Below are 20,376 nucleotides of genomic sequence, written 5' to 3'. Positions count from 1 at the left end.
AAAAGGGAAATGGCCTATCGGGTGCCCAAAACCGGTGGGCGGTAGCGTGGGGATGGTGTGAATGTGTTACCAGAGTTCGGCGACATGTGCGGTTTCGTAGGAAAGAGGTTGATCTCTACAGAGATAAACATTCCTAATAACAGTAAGTTAAAAGAGAAAAGACGCGTATAACGGTTTGGTGAAGTGAATGTGCGCGCTAATAACGTTACACAATAAGTAATATTCAAATACTTTGATAGTACACGGAAAAAGGATTTGGACACATAGGTTTACCCTCTCCTGTATGTTCAGTTCAAAAAACGAGGGATCTATTACGGAGATATAAAATGTCAAATCCAAGCGCACCTTATTACCACAAATCAAGTAGTGATACTTACCACTGGGAAAAGAGTTGTTCCAAGAATGCCCACCCAGCTACTGGATGGGAAAAAACGAATACCAAGCCTAATAAAGAGCAATGTAACGAATGTAAGGCAAAGTAATCGTATAACAAGCAAAGGCAGCGGGCGGCTACGCCGCTCGCTGCTTTGAGCGTTATGTGCTTTTAGAGGATGAAGGATGATATCTAAAATTGGAATGCAGGAGGTTGCGAGTTACCAAAACCTTGTAACGTTAGAAACAGATAAGAAAGTAAATATTGTTTATGGACTGAATGGTACCGGTAAAAGCACTTTATCAAACTATTTGTATGATCGATCCGGTGCCGGCTATGAAAATTGTACTATTGATATCGGCAGTAATGAAACTGTTCTGGTTTACAATCAGCAATTTATACAAGATCACTTTTTTGAAGCTGACAATCTTAAAGGTATATTTAGTCTCTCTAAAGAAAATAAGGATATAGAAGAAAAAATTAGAATTGCTGAAGCTGAACTCTCAACTCTTGAAGCCTCGGTAGAAGCTGAACAAAGAAATATTGAAGAAGAGCGGCGTAAACTTTCCAGCTTGAAGGAGTCAGCTCATGATAAAATATTTGAAATAAAAAGAAAACATACTGGTGGCGACCGAGTTTTAGAATATTGTCTAGATGGATTGAAAAGAAAAGAACCTCTTTTTAATCACGTTTCAAGTATATCTAAACCTGAAGATAAGCCAGCTAAAGACATACAACAGATTAAAGATGAAGTTGACGCTCTAAACGGTGATACCGCTAAAAAACATGATCCTCTACCTATGTTTTATTTTTCAGAGAACACGATTGAGGATAGTGATCTGTTTCATCAAATTATTGTAGGTAGTACAGATAGCCCTGTTTCATCACTGATTGCTGAGCTTAAGAATTCTGATTGGGTTCGAGATGGGCTTGAATACATTCCAGAAAATATTGACGACGAACCTACAAGTTGTCCTTTTTGCCAAGAGAGGACAATTACTAAACTCCTAGCTAGTCAAATTGAAAATTATTTCGACCAATCATATTACGACTCGGTGAACATGATCTCTAATTTTTTAGAACGATATGTTAATGCGGCTGATGAGTTGCTTCCCTTAGAATCCTATAAAATCGATTCGTTTGTAGATAGGCACCTATCGGAATTGACTGATAAGTATAGAATATTAGAAAAGTCTTTAAGAGACAATGTTGCTGCAATTAGAGAGAAAGATAAAACTCCAAGTATTCATATTTCCTTGGTGAAGACAGCAGACTATATAAAGGAGTTTAATGAGGTTGTTGGTTTAATAAACAATGATATTTCTAACCACAATAATCGGCTAGAGAACATTGATAATGAAATGGCAAGCCTTAAGAACGAATTCTGGGCGTTAATGCGTTGGGAGTATGATCAAACGATTGCGCCTTACTTCGTAAGTGAAGCCTCTTCGAAAAAAGTAATTTATGATGCGTCTGAAAGAAAGCTAAATGCATCGAAAAACGCACAAACAAAGAGAGATGAAATAGCGGATCTTCAAAAATCAACTGTAAGTATAGAGGAAGCAGTTTCAAATATTAATAACGGCTTGATAAATCTAGGTATAACAGACTTTTCGATAGAAAGGTACAGTGATGATCTTTATAGAATAGTTCGCGCTGGTGATTCAGAAGCAATATTCTCCTCATTAAGTGAAGGAGAGAAAATGATTATTAGTTTCCTATATTTTTGCGAACTATGTAGAGGGAAGCGTAGTGCTACAGAAACACCAAAGAAGAAGATTGCCGTTATAGATGACCCTGTCTCCAGCTTGTCGCATATATATGTATACAACGTTGGTCAACTACTAAAAACTGATTTTTTCTCATCTTCTCTTTTTGAGCAAGTGATTGTTCTAACCCATAGCTTATATTTTTTCTATGAGCTCGCAGACTCTAACCACAAACGTAGAAAAGAAAATCAGAAATTATTTCGTCTATCAAAAAATGATGAGGGAACGAATATTAACCCCATGAAATATGAGGAAATTCAAAATGACTATCAATCATATTGGGCTATTGTAAACGATAAGAACCAACCACCGGCTCTCATTGCAAACTGTATGAGAAATATAATTGAGTATTTTTTTAACTTTGTCCAAAAGGCAGATTTAAGCAACGTGGTACAAAAGCCTGAGCTTCAAGACAATAAGTTTCAATCATTTTGCCGCTATATCAATAGAGAGTCTCACTCCCTTGGACAAAATATATTCGATTTCAAAGAATTTAACTACGATGATTTTAGAGAAGGACTTAGGCTTGTATTTGAGGTTACAGGGTATCCAGAACATTATGAAAAAATGACAAAGAGTGTTGCAGCGTGATAGAGGTGCATATAACAAAGCCAGGCAATTGGACAATCAAGTCTGTTTTCTCGTTCCCACGCAGGAGCTTAGGAACGAGTTAAAAAGATGTGTCCGTTAAAGCGGATAAACGTCACCCGTTACACTCGGCGATTTTGATATCGAGTTCGGTGTGCTTTGCTGGTTCAGAGTGGAGAATAGTATTGTAGGCGTTAGCTTTTTGAGAGGGAAGTTTAGTGATAGATGTAGTAACAAGTGTTTCCTTGTGGGAATTGATAAAGCATGCCAAATCATGGGTATCTAACCTCAGGAGAGCGAAAGAATCTCGAAAGAAAGAGTCTATTTTTGCCTTGAGAAAAGTTGTTCTATCCAGTAGAAAGACAGCGGTATATATTCGCAAACTTAACCAAAGTAAAACAAGAAACATTGACGAGGAAGGTGAGATTTCCTTTCTATGGACTGAGCTAGGCTTTGAATTGGAAGACTTAAAACTGAATAAGCTTGCAGAGCGTTGTTATCTAAAAGGTAAGTACTGGGAAGACCCTGATAAAGGGAAAGGTGTCTTATTAGAAAAAGGTGACATATCACTTGAAAAGATCGAAGAGATGGCATCAACCTTAATAAAAGAAGTACAAAGTTAACAAGATAATTGGGGGCCAGCTCTAAACAAAAACCTTTTAGTGGTCGGTTGGTAATGGGAGCAACAAGATGAGCATGACGATTATCGGTGTTGATTTCACCACTCAAGCTATCCAAGTTTGCGTTTATCGCCAAAATAAGGTGCAATCGAATTAAGAAATGACACCTCAGTAGTTTAGTGAGTTCTTAGTTCAGTTGTCCCCGACTCGGTTTGTGTTTGAGTCTTGTAGTGACGCAAATTATTGGGCACAACAGTGCCGAGCACTGGGCCATGAAGCGAAATTGTTGTCAACGCGCTTGGTCATGGCAGTGAGGCAGAACCAAAAAACAGATAAGAATGATACTCTGGCGATTGTTCAAGCAAGATGCTTGATCAAAAGCAAGCGTTAGCCATGGTAAAGGTATCCAGCCCAATAGGCTATGCTATTTCTTCCAAAACTCCTCAAGGCTCTTGATTTCTTTATTGATTCTGACGAATGTTTTTTCATAATCACCATTAAAGAAGAACTCTTTTCCTGTTGTAAGATCTAAGACTGAATACTCGAACTCGTGCCCACCGATCGCTTCTTCAGTCAAGGAGCAAATAATGTTTGCACGTTCTTGAGTCATTTTTTCGGATCCATTGAAGTGAAGCTTGACTAATCTGGGTTTTCCATTTAGTACGACGTGCAACTCTGGATTACAGTTAATACTAGTTTGTGAGTATGTATAGTAATCTCTTGGTGGTGTATATGCGGTTATTCTTTTCCCAGATTGCCAGTCTCTAAAGTTATTAGCTATCAACTCAAAGTTGACTTTTTTTCTTGAGTCTTTTTGTTTGCGACATACTTCGTAAAGATATGAAATATGTCTTTTCTTAGTAAATAAGTGCTTAATGGCTGTGCGAAGTTGTAAATAGTAATCTTTATAATGGGCATACGGCCCACGTTTCGATAGGTTTCTAATTTTTGTTTGTTTTGGCTTTCCAGACGCTACTACAATCGTTGAAAATTCAGACACACCTAGTTCCGGCATACCTTTCCCTCATTTCTTAGAGTAAAATCACGTTAATATATTAATGCAATCAAATGCAATGTGTCACGAGTCAAGTTTTTTGTTTCATTGCTTTCATTTAAATACTTGAACTTTATCGGTAGTGTGTTGGTTATCTTCAACACAGTGATTTTTGATAAGATAATTCGGCTCCCGCTAGAACTGACCGAATTTACCAGTCAGTCATCGACCATCTCATGAGATCAGTAGACCAGCTGTCCAAAACGAGCTAAAAGGCAGCGTAGCATTCACCAAATCTAACACTGGACTTGCTCCGAGTGAACAAACAAGAATATAAACTCTTTACCTTCTCGATTTAATAAAAAGTCACTTAGCTCACACAAAACAAGGAAGCGTTTTGATCACCATTGGAAAAGCCAACTCAAACGACGCACAAGCTATTTTTGATTTAAGAAACCGAGCTATTTTAGCGAAGTGTTCGGCACACTATACGGAAGAGCAGCTTTCACTTTGGACGCAGGGTAGCGTATCTGAGCGTTTTATTGCCGACGTGCTCGATACGTTTTACGTTTCTGAAATAGACGGGCAGGTTATCGGTAGCGGAAAGCTCAACACACAAACTGGTGTAGTCGATGCCATCTTCGTAGAGCCAGATTACAGTGGCAGGGGCGCGGCGAAAAAGATGCTCCAGTTTTTAGAGCACCTAGCGAAAGAGCAGAGCTTGCGATTACTAACGCTCGAATCCACGCTCAATGCAGCGCCTTTTTATCGCGCATGCGGCTTTGTGGGCGATGAGGTATCAACGTATCACTCCCCAAAAGGGATCCGTTTAGATTGCGTGCCGATGGAAAAACCACTCTAAACACAACATCGATAACAAGGAGCAAGGATGACTGACGTTTTATCACTGGTTTCAATCGGGTTCGCATTTTTTGTTGTTGCGGTCTCTCCGGGGCCGGCGAATATCTCCAATGCAACTATCGCCATGAGTAAGGGCCGAAAAGTTAGCCTTGTTTACGGCGCAGGGTTATCCATTGGGCTGCTGTTTTGGGGCATTGTTGCCGCCAGTGGCTTGGGGGTGGTGCTGCAAGGGTCGGTATATTTACTCATGCTGCTAAAAATCGTGGGTGGCGTTTATCTTCTATGGCTGGCTTACCTTTCTTTTAAATCATCCTTTAACGCCTCCGCGACGGTCTCCACAAACGATAACCAAGAAGTGGGATACCGAAAATGGTTTGTTCGTGGCGTGGTTTTAAATTCCTCTAATCCTAAAACCGTGGTGGCTTGGATGGCGGCTTTGTCGGTTGGGATGGGTTCAAGCAGTGATGGGCTATTTCTTGTCGCGGCGGTGCTGACTTGTATGCTGGTCGGCTTTTTGGTGAATGGGATGTACTCCCTGTTGTTTTCAATCAACGGCGTGATGAACGTCTACCAAAAAGTGGCGCATTGGGTTGAGCGAGTAGTGTCTGGGATCTTTGCACTGGCAGGTTTAGGGTTGCTGCGCTCTGCTTTTAGCCGCAATCCTGCGTGAGTCTTTACCTCAACCCTACTTGAGGGGTTAATCTGGTGCCATTCACATAAGGAGTCGACGATGACATCAGCCCCCATGATTGAAGAGTATTTACATCGCCTCGCGTTGAGTGAGGCGAAGGGCGTGGCACTGGTCACTGAGCTTATTGAAAAGCACTTGGCGCGGTATGCGTTTTCTAGCCTTAATGCCTTGGCGGGGCAGCCGCTTTCTTTGCAGACGGATGCTTTGTTTGAGCGATTGGTGGTGAACCAACAAGGCGGCTATTGCTTTGAGCACAATAAAATTGCCTACCTTGCCCTGAAACATTTGGGGTTTGAGGTGCGCAGTGTGCTGGCGCGGGTGATGCTCAATGGTAAACCTACCAACCCACGCACTCACCGTATGAATGTGCTTGAGCTCGATGGCGAGACCTATCTGGTAGACCTTGGTTTTGGCAATAAAACCCCGCGCGGGTTACTCAATATCAACCAGCGCACCTGCACCATCGGGCACGATACCTATCAAATCACGCGCAATGGCGATGTGGTGACCGTGGTATTACACGAGCCCGAGCAACCGCCATTAACGCTGTACGAGGTTGAGCTTTATGACGTAGTAGAAGCCGACTTTGAAGTGGCGCATTTCTATTCTCATCAACACCCCGAAGCCATTTTCGTCAATAACCTCGTGGTGTCGTTGATCACCGCTTCACACCGCTATTTGATTCGTAATCAGCAGTTTTTGGTGTGGAATGCGGCAGGGGAAATTGTCACCGATAAAAGCATCGATAGCATAGAGGCATTAACTCAGTTGGTTCACGAGGTGTTTTTATTGCAACCGCCGAAAGCGGTGTTGGAAACCGCATTTGCACAGGTAGCGGCCAACGCGGCGGCTTGAGTGAGCGGATATTAACGAATACGTTCGTCTTGACGTACGTACTCGATGTCGTACAATTGTTTAAAAAATAATCACCGGAGAGGCGCTATGACGGGGATCACTGCCACTGAAGCGCGTAGCAAATTGTATCGGCTCATTGATGAAACCGCCGAATCGCATCAGCCCATTGTTATTGCGGGGAAGCGTAACAAAGCAGTGCTGATTTCTGAAGAAGATTGGTCAGCCATTCAGGAAACACTTTATTTGCTTTCTGTACCAGGGATGCGTGAGTCAATTCGCGAAGGCATCGCCACGCCGACGGATGAATGCGATGAGGAATTGGACTGGTGACATGGAAGTTGGTTTACACCAAACAAGCCCAGAAAGACGCAAAAAAGCTGGCCGCCAGTGGCCTCAAACCAAAAGCGCAAGAACTGTTAGCACTGATTGAAGATGACCCCTACCGTAAACCTCCTCCGTTTGAAAAGCTTGTCGGTGATCTCACTGGTGCCTATTCACGCCGTATTAATATTCAACATCGCTTGGTCTATCAAGTCCTCGAGGATGAACAAGTGGTGAAAGTGCTCAGGCTCTGGAGCCATTATGAATAGGGGCACTGTCTGCGATTGCTAATGCCTTGCTCCCGAGGCTAGAAGAATAAAGCCAGCACACAGCTGGCTTTTTTGTTGGGTTAGCTATTCGCACATCCAAGTCGATAAGGTAACAATATAGCTACTAGCTAACTTTCTGTGTATGGTTTTGTGTACATTCATCCTCGTGATGCGTACTATTCTAAGCTTTCGCTTTTTAGTCAAAAATCTTGTTGGAATTTTTAAATGGATAGCAGAAGTGAGTTTTATCTTTCGTGCGCGAGTTGTGGTGATGCCATCCACTTGACTCATGACCACTTATCGACATTGAAAAATGGTAGTGCTATTGCGTGTGAGTGCGGGGTGCTTTTACATGCTGATGATGAAAAATTTGATCAAGCAAAAGCAGTCATAAACGAGCGACAAAAAGCCAAATACCTCATTTTGTCTGGGGCAGCTATGGCGGCGTTATTAGCATTTGTATATCGAGCACCTGCGCTGTGGATATTGATAACATTGGGAGCAGGGTTTTTAGTTCGAAATCTGGGGCATGGTGAGGTCTTTGAAATAAAAACTCAGCTCGCGCCACTGAATGCGGCACCTAGTGTAACGTTTTCGACCTTTGAGGAATTTAAAGCAAGTCACCCAAAACTAAAATATGGCTTTAATAAAGCGTTTAATAAATGTTGTATTTGTGAAAGCTTTACCAAGCAAACAATCAACGAGCTTCCTGTTTGTGGCGTTTGTAGTAGTACCGTCCACGCTCGCTCGTAGCGATTAAAAGTATTCGTTTTTCAAAACACCTCCGGCATCTCTCCAGAGGTGTGATACTAATAACTAAAGTTTGTTGGATAGTCGCTATTGGGGTTACACCTCTGCCAGTAGTCCTGTTGGTGAGGTTGTCTATACCTTAAACTAGCCGCCCTGCAAAACATGCATGAGCATTTTGATGCTGAGCAAGAGGGATAGCACGCCCAGTGTCTTTTTCAGTTTGTCGGCGGGCAAACGTGCGGCACAGGCCACACCCAGTGGTGCTGAGAAGTAACTGGCGAGCGAGAACAGCACCACCGCGGGCAGATAGATATAGCCAAATGTGAGTTGCTCCGGTGTGGTGTTTTCCCAGCCGTTGAGCAAATACCCCAAGGTGCCTGTGATGGCGAGTGGAAACCCAATCGCTGCCGAGGTGCCAACTGCGTTTTTTACTGCTAAGTTTTGGCCGATTAAATAGGGAACAATCATGCCGGCGCCGCTGACTGAGACGAGGGCAGAAATGGTGCCAATCAGTGTGCCAACCGCGACATTGCCTGCCGGTTTGTGTGGCGTTAAGTTGGCTTGTGGGCGTTTGGGTTGGAACATTTTGTAAGCCACATAAAGCATAAACAGACTAAAAAAGAGAGCGAGCGCCACACCATTGACGGCCGCGGCTAGGGTGGTGGCGATAAAGGTGCCGGCCATTACACCGAGTGCCATGTTAAAGGCAAGCGATGTATTGACGTGGCCTTTGGTATAGTGGGCACGCATACTACTGAAGGTGGTGAACACCATCGCGGCCATTGAGCTCCCGAGCGCCATATGGACGACATGTTGGTCGCCAATTCCTTGCGCGGCAAACAACAAGGTAAAGGCTGGCACCGTTAGTCCACCTCCTCCCACTCCCACTAAACCGGCAATAAAGCCGACCCCTATTCCTAATAACGCGTAATAAATGGCGAATGTTACGTCGATCATCGACAGTTCCTTTCTTTTGCTAACCACCAGGCTTCACTGTAGGGTGTTATTGTATTGGCATGTTAATGCGCCATGGCCTAATAATAATGAAATCTGGCCAAGTGGGGAGGGCAGCATGGGCGTTTGGGAGACAAGTGAAAGAGCGTCAGGCGCGGCGCTGATCACCTGTTCGTGGTCACGTGAGGCTGATAATGGTAAAAGAGACACAAAGCGGTATCACTGGCACACGCACCATAGAGGGCAGCTTTTATGTGTGCAATCGGGACTGGTGCAGATAAAAACGGCCGAGGGCACATGGGTGTTGCCGCCGTCACGCGCTGGCTGGATCCCACCCAACGCGAAACACAGCGTGCTTTTTTGTAATGCGGTGAGCGGCTATTCGGTGTTACTTTTACCTGCCTTATGTCAGTCGTTGCCGAATCGACCCCAAGTGGTCGGGTTGAATCAAATGCTGGAGTCGATGGTGGCGCGAAGTGCTGGATGGGATCAAACGCAGCTCACTGCGGAGAATCGACGCATTGCCGATGTGATAATCGATGAAATCCGCACCGCAGAGGCTGAAGCGCTTTATTTGCCGATGCCAACTGATCCGCGATTAGTGCGTGTTGCCGAGGCGATTTTACGTCAGCCCGATAGCAAAAATACCGCGGAGCAGTGGGCCAAAGTGGGAGCATTATCAGCCCGAACACTGCGGCGTTTAATGCCGGCCGAAACGGGCCTGACTTTTGTGCAATGGCGAAACCAAGCGCAGTTGAATCACGCATTAGCACTATTGGCGCAAGGTGAACGGGTAGGCGATGTGGCCTTTGCGTTAGGCTACGCAACCCCAAGTAATTTTATCGCCATGTTTAAAAAGGCAATGGGACATCCCCCTGCCTATTATTTTTCTGGCTCACAGCGTAAGGACGTGCGATGAACATAAAACGATGGTTGACGGTAATGGTTTGGCTGGCATTGTCCTTCACTGTGAGTGCCAAGGAATTTGCAGCCAGTGGTTTGGCTTCACAGACGGTGTTTAACCCCGAGCGTGAATCGACGATCGAGGTCGATGTTTGGTATCCCACCACATTGGATTCAAGCCATTTTGAGTTTGGCAAAAACAAAGTATTTGTAGGGACGAAAACCAACCTAAATGCGCCAGTTGCGTCGGGCAAACACCCTGTTGTGCTGTTGGCACATGGGGGCATGCGTGCATCGCCTGTCCACGCGGGGTGGGTGGCGTCTGGTTTGGCCAAAGCAGGATTTATCGTGGTGGTGCCACAGCAAGTTGGGTTTTCTGCCGCGAATGTTACGTCGGCACCAAGCGAGTTGTGGTTACGGCCGAGCGATCTATCAATCAGTTTGACGCATCTCATAGATACCGCGCCGTTTAAGCAGGCTATCGATATTGACCATGTGTATGGGGTTGGGTTTTTCTTGGGCGGCACGTCCATGTTGTCACTGGCGGGGGCGAGGTTTGATCCGGCGCTTTACAAGCAATCTTGCGTACAGGAAGGGGTGAATGTTGATTGCCAATGGCTACAGAAAAACAAGGTGGATTTGAGCAAGGTGTCTGAGCCAATGCTTAGCCGCACCAACCAAGATGATCGTGTCAAAGCCATTGTGGCGATTAATCCTGAATTAACCAAAACATTGGATGCACAGAGCCTTGATGACATCAAGGTGCCTGTGAAGGTGATGGATATTCGCGGCCGCCAGGCTACGCTGCCGGAATTGGGGGTGGCTGAGTCTCTTGCCGCGATTCCAAATATGACGCTAATGAAAACGCCTCATACCACTATTTTTAGTGCGTTTAGTCGGTGTACGGCAAAAGGAGCGCAGATATTAGCATTGGAAGGCGAAGGGCATCTTTGCCAAACCTCAGGGCAGCAATCCCGAGAAGAGGCGCATAGATTGATTATTGAGGCGGTCACCCAGTTTATTGGTAAGCATTAAAGCCCCTTGCTTCTGTGCGAGTGGTTACAATGCGCTTAAATTAAAAAAGCCAGCGTGAGGCTGGCTTTTTAGCAAGATTATCGTCGCCTTATTCTTGATACAGGCCGAGGTTTTCTTTGGCGTAGGCTTCAAATTCGGTAAAGCCGCCAACGTGCGCTTGATCAACAAAGATTTGTGGCACGGTTTCAACTGGCTTACCGACGGTTTTTTCTAGGTCGGCTTTGCTAATACCTTCTGCGTGGATATCCACATAGCGGTAGTTGAAATCTTCACGGCTTGTTTTCAATTCTTCAGCCAAATCTTTTGCGCGAACACAGAATGGGCAGCCAGGGCGGCCAAAAATTACGACGAACATAGTCATCTCCTTTAGCGTTAATGGCATTACTATGCCTGATAGGCGGACGTTAGAAAAGATGAATTTCCCTTTCGCACCAATAGGAAAAACCGATGATAAGCGTCTAGACGCGGCTACGCGTGCGATCACGTGCCTGTGAGTTTGGCGGGGAATCAAGCGTCAGAGCAGGGTGATTGCTTCCATGTGTATAAAGGTGTAAAACCATCAAGTCCCGCTTTTACGGCTCAACGTCAAATAAGGAAGCACAATGAATCCAACGATTGAGACACTTCTTTCTCACCGCTCTATTCGTAAATTTACTCAAGACGCGATTTCTTCCGAGCAATTAACCCAGATTATCGATGCGGCGCGCGCGGTATCCAGCTCAAGTTTCTTGCAGTGCACCAGCATTATCCGTGTCACGGACAAAGAAAAACGACGCTTGCTGGCGGAATACGCGGGCAACCAAGCGTATGTAGCCGACTGTGCCGAGTTTTTAGTGTGGTGTGCGGACTTTCATCGCCATGAGCAAATTAACCCTAACGCCAAGTTAGGCTTTACCGAACAGACGCTTATCGGTGCGATTGATGGTGCCATTATGGCGCAAAATGCCATGGTCGCTGCTGAATCCATGGGCCTAGGCGGCGTGTATATTGGCGGCTTACGCAATCAGCCGGAAAAGGTGGCTGAACTACTCGCGATGCCCAATCATGTGATGCCTTTGTTTGGTATGTGCTTGGGTGTACCGGCGCAAGACCCAGAAACCAAGCCTAAGTTGCCTGCACAGCTATTGGTCCACGAAAACAGCTATCAAGCCATTGATGAAGCGGCGCTAAGCGACTATGACAACCAAGTGCGCGAGTATTATCAAACCCGCACGGGGGGCAATAAAGACATGAGCTGGAGCGAACAGATCTCCGCCACGCTAGAAAAAGAAGCGCGTCCGTTTATGAAAGACTTTCTGCACAGCAAAGGGTTTAGCACCCGTTAGAGAGTATCTAAATGCGATGGATAAAAAAGCAGCGTTTTGCTGCTTTTTTACTATTTATCGCCTCAGTTTGTCCAGTTTGCTATCTGATTTGAATGATTTATTGTCTTATCCTGCCGCTAAGCGCTAAAACCTATTTACATCTGTCCTGTAAACCGTAATATTGCCGCGTTTTTGCGCGTGATAATCACTTTTATCTGACACTATCCGCGCTCATTTTCAACATTAAATTGTTTTTATACGAAGTAGGGCTCTAATGGAAAACAAACTGGCTAATCCTGCCCCTTTGGGGTTGATGGGTTTCGGCATGACCACGGTATTATTGAACATTCACAATGCGGGCTTTTTCCCCATTGATAGTATGATTTTGGCGATGGGTATTTTTTATGGTGGCTTGGCGCAAGTGATTGTCGGCATCATGGAATTCAAAAAGGGCAATACCTTTGGTACCACGGCATTCACTTCTTATGGCCTGTTCTGGCTGACCTTGGTAGGGCTAATCGTCATGCCAGAAATGGGGATTGCTCAACCGAGCCCAGCCGGCTTTATGGGTTGGTACTTGGTGATGTGGGGCGTATTTACCGGCTTTATGTACATCGGTTCACGCCGTTACTGCCTGGCGAAGCAGTTTGTCTTTGCTAGCTTGACCGTACTATTTTTCTTGCTGGCGGCACGCGATTTTACCGGCAGTGCACTGATTGGCACCATTGCAGGCTTTGAGGGCATTGTGTGCGGCTTGAGTGCGATTTATTTCGCGATGGCGCAGGTGCTTAACGAAGAATACGGCCGTACTGTGTTGCCTGTTGGCGAGCAAAAAGCAACGCTAGCGCCACAAACCGCGTAAACGCCTGATAGATTAGATTGTTCAGATCTAAAAAAGCTCGGCCATGTGAGTGGCCGAGCTTTTTTTATGCGCGATTAAGCCTGACAGTAAAGGATTAACACATCACTTTAACGGCCAATCCACCTTGTGAGGTTTCGCGGTATTTGGCGTTCATGTCTTTACCGGTTTCCATCATGGTTTCAATCACTTTATCCAGTGATACACGCGGCTCTGACGAACGCTGAAGAGCCATGCGTGAGGCATTAATGGATTTCACCGCGGCAATGCCGTTGCGCTCAATGCAAGGCACTTGTACTTGCCCGGCAACCGGGTCACAAGTGAGGCCTAAGTTGTGTTCCATGGCGATTTCGGCTGCCATACAAACTTGGTGTGGGCTACCACCCATCAGCTCAGCCAGGCCAGCGGCGGCCATGGAGCAGGCAACGCCGACTTCACCTTGGCAACCCACCTCTGCCCCAGAGATGGAGGCGTTTTGCTTGTACAAACCACCAATCGCGCCGGAGGCGGCAAAAAACCGGGTGTAGATTGACTTATCAACCGGCTCGATAAATTTGTCGTAGTAGGCCAGCACCGCAGGAATAATGCCACATGCGCCATTGGTGGGCGCGGTCACCACGCGGCCACCGGCAGCGTTTTCTTCGTTAACGGCAAAGGCAAACATGTTCACCCAATCGACCACGGCCATGGGATCAATGTTATATTTTTCGCTGGTTTTTAGTTGATGACGTAAGGCGGCAGCACGGCGCGGCACACGCAGCGGGCCAGGTAACACGCCTTCGTTTTCCATCCCGCGCGCCATACACGCCTGCATGGTTTTCCAAATGTCAGCGAAGTAGGTATCAATCTCGTCCTGGCTGTGCATGCTGCGCATGTTGGCCATCACCAAGCCGCTGATCGAAAAACCGGTTTCTTGGGTGAGTGCCAGTAGGCCGTCAGCGCTATTGAAGTCGTAAGGGACTTGCACCGCTTGCATGGCAGGCTGACCAAATTCGGCTTCTTCAACAATAAAGCCACCGCCAATCGAGTAATAGGTTTTACTCAGTACACACTCATCGCCTTGCCAGGCATGGATTTGCATGCCGTTCTCGTGCAGTGAGAGGTTAGAGGTATGAAAGTTCATCCCTCCATCACGCGGGAAGGCGACGGCGTGTTGTTGCTCACCCAGTGGCAATTGCTCTGTCTCTTCTACCCGCTTAATAAAGCTGGGAATCGAATCGATATCAACGGTTTCAGGGCTGTTGCCTGCTAAGCCCATAATCGTGGCGATGTCGGTGTGATGGCCTTTACCGGTGAGTGACAATGAGCCGTATACGTCAACCGTGACGCGATCGACGTCGGTTAAACGCTGACTGGCGGTGAGCTCATCAACAAAGCACTTGCCCGCTTTCATTGGGCCAACCGTATGAGAACTGGATGGGCCAACGCCAATCTTAAAAATGTCAAAAACACTGATCATGTGTCTACCTCAGTCAATGCCCTAAGGGCAATGGATTTAGTGTTTACGCCATCCGTCCATGGTATTGACTGTGATGGCAAGCGCACGCTCGCCATAATGAAAAGGAGCAGCCTTCACTGCTCCTTGTTATCCGCAAACATCGATGGATGCGGCTGGGCATAGAGCCCAACGCAGCAGTCCTATAGCGCCTGCTGCGCGCGCTGTGTTCGATTAAGCAAAACGGCTGATTCAGAATCGTTAGTGATTAAGAGATCATGCTGTACGTAATCGCGGAAATTGCCACCAGCCCCATAATCAGAACAAAGGCGTTGCTGATTGTACCTGAATATTTCTGCATTGCTGGCACGTTTTTCACGGCATACATTGGCATAATAAACAGGATGGTGGCAATGATTGGGCCGCCAAGTGATTCAATCATCCCCAAAATGCTTGGATTTAGGGTGGCGACTAACCAAATGGTCAGGATCATGAATACCACCGTGAACACGTCGATTTTTTTGCGATCAACGGGTTTCCCCATGCTGCGCAGCGCTTTGGTGGCAATTCCGTTCAGGCCTTCACGTGCGCCTAGGTAGTGACCAAAGAACGAGGACACAATCGCGACAAAGGCCACCAATGGACCCAAGAAGGAAATGAACGGGCTTTCATGCTTGTTGGCCAAATAAGAAAGGATTGCGATGTTTTCCGCTTTTGCCGCTGCCAGATCTGCTGGCGTGAGGGACAGCACGCAAGAGAAGACAAACAGCATCACGAAACCGACCAACATGGCGGCCGAGCGCATCAAGATTTGACCAGACTTGTATTCCGCTTCGTCGCCATGGTCACGACGCTGTGCCAATGAGAAAGACGAAATGGCCGGGCTGTGGTTAAACGCAAAAACCAGTACCGGGATCGAAATCCAAAGGGTAATGGCAAAGTCACCGGCAGATGGCACTTGCGATAGCGCCGCGGTGTTCCACTCTGGGATCAGGTAGATGGACATAAAGACCAAAATACCAACCAGCGGATAGACCAAAAACTGAGTGACACGCAGCATCATTTTTTCGCCCAGTAGCATCACCGACATCATGCCGAGAATAAGCGCTAGCGAGAGGATCGCACGTGGTGGCGACGCCATGCCAAGCTGGTTGACCAAGAAGGAGTCGACGGTGTTGGTGATCCCGACGCCGTAGATCAACACAATCGGATAGATTGCAAAGAAGTACAGCAAGGTGATCAGTTTGCCCGCGCCAACACCAAAGTGCTCTTCAACCACTTCGGTAATGTCGCTGCCTGCATTTTTAGAAGATAAAACAAAACGAGAGAGGCCGCGGTGGGCAAAGAAGGTCATTGGGCCAACAAGCAAGGTCATGACCACGAGAGGCCAAAAGCCGCTCATGCCTGCGTTGATCGGAAGGAAAAGAATACCCGCGCCAACCGCGGTGCCAAAAAGGGAAAGCGCCCAGGTTGTATCTTGTTTGGTCCAGCGCGGGCGCGACGTTGCACTGGTACCAGTCGTCGAGGTTGTTTGCATAACAATACTACTCACATTGTAGGGAACAGGAATCAGGGAAGGCGAATTCTGGCGATTTCCACAGAGAAAACCAAGAGCTAGATCGCTATATGAAAAGCAGTGCTCAGACTATTGCACCAAAATGTGATGACTATCAATAACGGAGAGCGGATTGCGCTTCTATATAGGCATGAATGTATAGATATTTGTTGGGTAAATATGCATCAAAGTGCGTCTAAATCCCTATTGACTACATGGTTATGAGTGGGTTGATGGGTGGTTACCCGAGGGTGAAAACAATGTTAGCTGGCTGATTAATGCGCGAAGTAATTGCGCAGTGGCACCCCAAACCAGTCGGTCTTGGTGATAAAACGCACACACAGGGTGCCACTGGCCATACAGTAGGAAAGACTGTTCGCGAATATGCCCGGGACGGCAAAGGGTATCTAACGGTACTTCAAAGCAGGCAGCGACTTCATTGTCATCAAGATAAGGTTGGTAATCCGGTGCTACCCACGCGAGGACGGGATGAATGTAGTAGCCGGTGACGGTGGGAAGCGGGCACAGGTGGCCAATAATCGCGTCAGGGGCAACGCGAATCCCGGTTTCTTCCCACATTTCCCGCGTGGCGGTGTCGGTATTATCTTTATCGGATGGCTCTCGCTTGCCGCCAGGGAAACTGACTTGGCCAGGATGATGTTTTAGGTGACTCGCGCGCTGGGTTAGCACCAGTTGAATCCCGTTTTCGCGTGGCACTAAGCCAATCAATACCGCGGCAGGTTGAAAATCGGCGCCTCCCAATATCCTGGGTGAGAGGCGAACGCGGTTTAAAATGCGACTGTCGTGGCGCGCCAGCGGGGTTAACGAAAAAGCCCGGGTGACATCCGCGGGCGATAAGGGGTGGCCTGGCGCGTCACAGATGGGTTGAGGATGAGTCGAGGACGCAGACCAAGAGGCGGCTTTCGCGCGTAACGTACAGCGGATAGGCGTGAAATAAGCATGCTCTTCGGCGATTAGCGTCATCGTGACTCCGTTAAATCAGTTATAGGGGCAGCCAAGCTGTCATCGTCTGCCAGCACGGGGAGAATGTGGCTGACTTTGTCGAGCGTCTCTTGGTACTCGGCATCTGCCTTGCTATCAGCAACCAAGCCACCGCCGGCCCACACGTGCAGTTGATCTTGATGACCGACCAAGGTGCGAATGGTAATACTTGAATCCATGCGACCACAGCGGCTGAGGTAGGCAAAACTGCCGCAATAAATATGGCGACGGTGTGGCTCAAGTTCTTCAATAATTTCCATTGCGCGTACTTTGGGTGCCCCGGTAATCGAGCCACCGGGAAACGCCGCGCGAAGCAGATCGAGGCCAGTTTTTTCTTCGGGGAGCCTACCTGTGACCGTACTCACCATATGGTGCACGGCAGGAAAACTCTCTATATCAAAGAGTTTAGGCACAGAAACCGAACCTGGCGAGGCAACTCGGCCAATATCGTTCCTGAGCAAATCGACAATCATCAAGTTTTCAGCACGATCTTTTTCCGCCGATTTCAGTGCCTGAGCGCTGTCTGCATCTTGTTGCGGATCGGTATAGCGAGGGCGCGTGCCCTTGATAGGTTTGGTTTCAATCTGTTGGTTGTGTAGCGAGAGAAAGCGCTCGGGCGAGACCGATAAGATGGCGCTGTCTGCCAAGCGGATAAAGCCAGAGAAGGGGGCACCATTGCGGGTGGCCAGTTTACGATAGGCGTGCCATTCATCCCCTTGATAGTGGGCGGAAAAGCGTTGAGCTAAGTTGATTTGGTAGCAATCACCGGCATGTAAATAGGCTTGCACTTGGGCAAATTTTTGCTGGTATTGCGCCTCGGTCATGTTCGCGCGCCAGCGTTCGGTGAGTGCAAACGATGGACGGGACGGTGCAGCTTGATGAGTGAGCCATTGCCAGCGCTGATCGCTGTCAGGGGCAATCACCACCGCTTGATGCTGGTGATGATCAATCACCACTGCCCAGTCGTAGAGGCCAACCGCCATGTCAGGGACATTGAGCTCGTCTTTAGCCCGCGTGGGTAGGGTTTCAACACAGCGCCCTAAGTCATAACCAAAATATCCAAGGGCACCGCCGGCAAACGGCCAGGGGGCGATTTCAGAAACCGCCGGTAACAGCTGTGCTTGTAATTGTGCGACCCAGTGAAAGGGATCGTGATCGTCAGTGGTGGTGTGCCCATCGGGATAACGCGTGGTCACTTGGTTGTGGCGCGCGGTCACCGTGGCGATGGGATCGGCGACCAGGATATCGAAGCGACTATCCGGATGCGTCCGTGTGGCCGAGTGGAGCAACATCGCCCAGGGCTGATGAGCTATCTTATCAAACAGGGTCAACGCAAGATCCGGGGCGTAGTCGATTGGCGTGGTAGTGAGCTTCATGGCGTTTTGTGGTTGCATTCTTCTTTTTGTGATCACGGTTAAGACGCCGTGTGGCGCGCAGATAGCGCTAAGCGTATCATAGCTAGGCCTTTTCCGGCACGAGCAACAATAAAAGACGAGGCGAGGTTGCTGTCAACCATCGACTTCTCTCATCACAGAGCAGTAAAACTGCCTAGCCAAACGATAATAACGAGGGGAAGGCCTCCCCAACACTGGATACCCGCTTTGGGTCCTGCAAATGACACCAGAGGCAATGATGACCACTATTAAACAGCAAGACGTGATCGAAAGTGTTGCAGATGCCCTGCAATATATCTCTTACTACCACCCTCTTGATTTTGTTCAAGCCCTTGAAAAAGCCTACAACAAGGAGCAAAGCCAAGCGGCGAAAGATGCCATCGCACAGATTTTGATTAACTCGCGAATGTCGGCCGAGGGCAAGCGCCCGATTTGCCAAGACACGGGTATTGTCACCTGTTTTGTCAAAGTAGGGATGGCCGTGCAGTGGGACCGCCACGATATGACGGTGCAGCAAATGGTGGATGAAGGGGTGCGACGTGCGTACACCAATCCTGACAACCCGTTGCGTGCCTCTGTGGTGGCTGATCCGGCAGGTAAACGCCAAAACACCCGTGATAACAGCCCTGCGGTGGTGCACATTGACATGGTGCCAGGCGACACCGTGGATATTCAAATCGCCGCGAAGGGCGGAGGCTCTGAAAACAAAACCAAAATGGTGATGCTCAACCCATCGGATGATGTTGCCGAGTGGGTAGAAAAAACGTTGCCTGCAATGGGCGCGGGTTGGTGTCCACCGGGCATGCTGGGTATCGGCATTGGCGGCACGGCAGAAAAAGCCGCGGTGTTAGCCAAAGAGTCACTGATGGAGCACATTGACATTCAAGCGCTTATCGAACGTGGTCCAAGCAATGCCGATGAAGCGCTGCGCCTCGATATTTTCAATCGTGTGAACAAGCTGGGCATCGGAGCCCAAGGGCTGGGCGGTTTAACCACGGTGGTGGATGTAAAAGTGAAAACGGCTCCGACCCATGCGGCGTCTAAACCTGTGTGCTTAATCCCGAACTGTGCTGCCACACGTCATGTTCACTTTACACTTGATGGTACCGGGCCTGCCGAGTTGGCACCACCAAAATTGGAAGAGTGGCCGCAAGTCACTTGGGAAGTCGGCGAGAATGTACGTCGTGTCAACCTGGATACGGTCACCAAAGAAGACGTGCAAAGCTGGCAAACCGGTGAAACCGTGCTTTTATCAGGCAAGATTCTGACTGGACGCGACGCCGCACACAAACGCTTGCAAGAAATGCTGCGCAATGGCGAAGGCCTTCCCGAAGGCGTCGACTTTAACGGTCGCTTTATCTATTACGTGGGTCCTGTTGATGCGGTAGGCGATGAAGTGGTTGGCCCTGCAGGCCCTACCACGTCGACCCGTATGGATAAGTTTACCGATATGATGCTCGCCGAAACCGGCTTGATGGGCATGATTGGTAAAGCCGAGCGTGGCCCGGCGGCGGTCGAGTCAATCAAAAACCACAAAGCCGTGTACTTGATGGCGGTTGGCGGCGCGGCCTATTTGGTTTCAAAAGCGATTAAGCACGCACGTGTGGTGGCGTTTGAAGATTTGGGGATGGAAGCCATCTACGAATTTGATGTCGAAGACATGCCGGTCACGGTGGCCGTCGACGCGCAAGGACAAAATGCGCATCAGATTGGCCCAGACACCTGGAAGGTGAAGATAGCCGAAATGGATGACTAATCCGTTAATGGTGCCTGTTTGGCTTAACGCCTGCTTGCGTTAACAAGAAGGCGTTGAGTCGGGCAGCGTATAAGTGGATAGAAACCAT

Annotated in this window: 20 protein-coding genes; 13 read left to right on the top strand and 7 right to left on the bottom strand. The window is 47.8% G+C overall.

Translation table 11 applies throughout. From position 1 onward, the window contains the following. The first annotated feature begins 558 nt into the window (after window positions 1–558). Window positions 559–2,733, top strand: coding sequence for an AAA family ATPase (locus BZG25_RS11260; RefSeq protein WP_077639092.1), 2,175 nt, complete (start codon window positions 559–561; stop codon window positions 2,731–2,733). A gap of 215 nt (window positions 2,734–2,948) precedes the next feature. Beyond that, entirely contained in the window at window positions 2,949–3,353 is a 405-nt protein-coding gene (locus tag BZG25_RS11255; RefSeq protein ID WP_077639091.1) for a hypothetical protein, read from the top strand. 421 nt (window positions 3,354–3,774) lie between these two features. On the opposite strand, the gene BZG25_RS11250 is transcribed toward BZG25_RS11255, so the two are convergent. Continuing rightward, a complete protein-coding gene (locus BZG25_RS11250) occupies window positions 3,775–4,365 on the bottom strand; it encodes a hypothetical protein (protein WP_077639090.1) in 591 nt (196 codons plus the stop codon). 376 nt (window positions 4,366–4,741) lie between these two features. On the opposite strand from BZG25_RS11250, the gene BZG25_RS11245 reads away from it, so the two are divergent. The 6 genes from BZG25_RS11245 (at window position 4,742) to BZG25_RS11220 (ending at window position 8,094) form a co-directional block, all read left to right on the top strand. After that, window positions 4,742–5,206 carry a GNAT family N-acetyltransferase gene (locus tag BZG25_RS11245; RefSeq protein ID WP_077639089.1) on the top strand — a complete coding sequence of 155 codons (465 nt, stop codon included), beginning with the start codon at window positions 4,742–4,744 and terminating at the stop codon, window positions 5,204–5,206. A gap of 27 nt (window positions 5,207–5,233) precedes the next feature. After that, entirely contained in the window at window positions 5,234–5,875 is a 642-nt protein-coding gene (locus BZG25_RS11240; protein ID WP_077639088.1) for a LysE family translocator, read from the top strand. Window positions 5,876–5,935: 60 nt separating this feature from the next. Next, complete coding sequence (locus tag BZG25_RS11235) at window positions 5,936–6,751, top strand: arylamine N-acetyltransferase (protein ID WP_077639087.1); 816 nt, start codon at window positions 5,936–5,938, stop codon at window positions 6,749–6,751. Window positions 6,752–6,838: 87 nt separating this feature from the next. Beyond that, window positions 6,839–7,081, top strand: a complete 243-nt coding sequence (locus BZG25_RS11230) for a type II toxin-antitoxin system Phd/YefM family antitoxin (protein ID WP_021022842.1) — start codon at window positions 6,839–6,841, stop codon at window positions 7,079–7,081. After that, window positions 7,078–7,341, top strand: a complete 264-nt coding sequence (locus tag BZG25_RS11225) for a Txe/YoeB family addiction module toxin (protein WP_077607072.1) — start codon at window positions 7,078–7,080, stop codon at window positions 7,339–7,341. Before BZG25_RS11230 ends, BZG25_RS11225 begins: the two co-directional genes overlap by 4 nt. Window positions 7,342–7,566: 225 nt before the next feature. Beyond that, window positions 7,567–8,094 (top strand): hypothetical protein, encoded by a 528-nt coding sequence (locus tag BZG25_RS11220; protein ID WP_077639086.1) that lies wholly within the window; start codon window positions 7,567–7,569, stop codon window positions 8,092–8,094. A gap of 141 nt (window positions 8,095–8,235) precedes the next feature. Here the strand turns inward: BZG25_RS11220 and BZG25_RS11215 are convergent, their stop codons facing one another. Further along, on the bottom strand, window positions 8,236–9,048 hold the full coding sequence (locus BZG25_RS11215; protein ID WP_077639085.1) for a sulfite exporter TauE/SafE family protein: 813 nt from the start codon (window positions 9,046–9,048) through the stop codon (window positions 8,236–8,238). 253 nt (window positions 9,049–9,301) lie between these two features. Between BZG25_RS11215 and BZG25_RS11210 the strand changes: the two genes are divergently transcribed. Continuing rightward, a complete protein-coding gene (locus BZG25_RS11210) occupies window positions 9,302–9,964 on the top strand; it encodes an AraC family transcriptional regulator (RefSeq protein ID WP_241828706.1) in 663 nt (220 codons plus the stop codon). Continuing rightward, window positions 9,961–10,983: a hypothetical protein gene (locus BZG25_RS11205; RefSeq protein WP_077639083.1), complete on the top strand. Its 1,023-nt coding sequence runs from the start codon at window positions 9,961–9,963 to the stop codon at window positions 10,981–10,983. Before BZG25_RS11210 ends, BZG25_RS11205 begins: the two co-directional genes overlap by 4 nt. Before the next feature lie 88 nt (window positions 10,984–11,071). Here the strand turns inward: BZG25_RS11205 and BZG25_RS11200 are convergent, their stop codons facing one another. Next, the gene (locus BZG25_RS11200; protein ID WP_077458277.1) at window positions 11,072–11,338 is read right to left on the bottom strand and encodes a GrxA family glutaredoxin; all 267 of its coding nucleotides are present in this window, start codon (window positions 11,336–11,338) and stop codon (window positions 11,072–11,074) included. 247 nt (window positions 11,339–11,585) lie between these two features. Between BZG25_RS11200 and nfsA the strand changes: the two genes are divergently transcribed. Continuing rightward, window positions 11,586–12,308, top strand: a complete 723-nt coding sequence (gene nfsA / locus BZG25_RS11195) for an oxygen-insensitive NADPH nitroreductase (RefSeq protein WP_077639082.1) — start codon at window positions 11,586–11,588, stop codon at window positions 12,306–12,308. A 253-nt stretch (window positions 12,309–12,561) separates the two neighbouring features. Continuing rightward, window positions 12,562–13,149 (top strand): acetate uptake transporter, encoded by a 588-nt coding sequence (locus BZG25_RS11190; RefSeq protein ID WP_046073118.1) that lies wholly within the window; start codon window positions 12,562–12,564, stop codon window positions 13,147–13,149. A 94-nt stretch (window positions 13,150–13,243) separates the two neighbouring features. Here the strand turns inward: BZG25_RS11190 and BZG25_RS11185 are convergent, their stop codons facing one another. The 4 genes from BZG25_RS11185 to pabB form a co-directional block, all read right to left on the bottom strand. After that, window positions 13,244–14,605, bottom strand: a complete 1,362-nt coding sequence (locus BZG25_RS11185) for an L-serine ammonia-lyase (RefSeq protein ID WP_046073119.1) — start codon at window positions 14,603–14,605, stop codon at window positions 13,244–13,246. A 244-nt stretch (window positions 14,606–14,849) separates the two neighbouring features. Further along, window positions 14,850–16,118, bottom strand: coding sequence for a serine/threonine transporter (locus tag BZG25_RS11180; protein ID WP_046073120.1), 1,269 nt, complete (start codon window positions 16,116–16,118; stop codon window positions 14,850–14,852). A gap of 237 nt (window positions 16,119–16,355) precedes the next feature. Next, window positions 16,356–17,120, bottom strand: coding sequence for a CoA pyrophosphatase (locus BZG25_RS11175; protein WP_077639081.1), 765 nt, complete (start codon window positions 17,118–17,120; stop codon window positions 16,356–16,358). Continuing rightward, window positions 17,117–18,514: an aminodeoxychorismate synthase component I gene (gene pabB, locus BZG25_RS11170; RefSeq protein ID WP_077639102.1), complete on the bottom strand. Its 1,398-nt coding sequence runs from the start codon at window positions 18,512–18,514 to the stop codon at window positions 17,117–17,119. Before pabB ends, BZG25_RS11175 begins: the two co-directional genes overlap by 4 nt. 256 nt (window positions 18,515–18,770) lie before the next feature. Here pabB and BZG25_RS11165 point away from each other — a divergent pair, with 256 nt between their 5' ends. Then, entirely contained in the window at window positions 18,771–20,288 is a 1,518-nt protein-coding gene (locus BZG25_RS11165; RefSeq protein WP_046073795.1) for a fumarate hydratase, read from the top strand. Window positions 20,289–20,376: the final 88 nt, after the last annotated feature.

This window comes from Salinivibrio sp. ML198, assembly GCF_001996015.1.
Taxonomy (GTDB): domain Bacteria; phylum Pseudomonadota; class Gammaproteobacteria; order Enterobacterales; family Vibrionaceae; genus Salinivibrio; species Salinivibrio siamensis.
The sequence above is the reverse complement of the archived record's forward strand: the minus strand, read 5'-3'. Positions and strand labels throughout refer to the sequence as shown.